Raw genomic sequence first — 432 nt, 5'->3', positions numbered from 1 at the left:
ACCTACTCTTATCGAAAGAGTACAAAAACGCTATGAACAATACGATGACTTAAGTGAAAAAATTTTATTAGATTGGGTGCTAAGTTTACTCAATCGAAAAGAGTCAAAATCGCTTAGTAATGAGTCTATTTTGAAATATATTAGAACCATAGGCTATGAGTGGTTGTATTTCACCACAGCGCAGCCGCTTGATATTTGGTCAGAGGAAGAGTTTGAGGAACTTTACGAAGAGATTTTAGAGTACAAAGCTGTCGTACGTAACAATACTGACATTGGATACTCTGCCAATTTATTGAAGAGTATGCACAACTTTGCAAAGAGCAAATACAACCTACCCTCCGTGAACTTCCAACAGTCGAAAAATGGTCGACGTGTACGTGCGGAGCTGATATCACCGCAAGCGTACCAAGCCATTATTACGCAGATACTGGG

General features: G+C 39.4%; 1 protein-coding gene. It reads left to right on the top strand.

Annotated elements, in window-relative coordinates:
* Positions 1–130 precede the first annotated feature (130 nt).
* Positions 131–432 (top strand): hypothetical protein (locus AAEY72_RS14225; protein ID WP_352311146.1); only part of this gene is annotated, 302 nt, incomplete at its 3' end.

Source organism: Psychrobacter sp. W2-37-MNA-CIBAN-0211 (genome assembly GCF_040309405.1).
In the GTDB taxonomy this organism is placed as follows: Bacteria; Pseudomonadota; Gammaproteobacteria; order Pseudomonadales; family Moraxellaceae; genus Psychrobacter; species Psychrobacter glaciei.
This window is presented reverse-complemented; position numbering and strand designations above follow the sequence as displayed.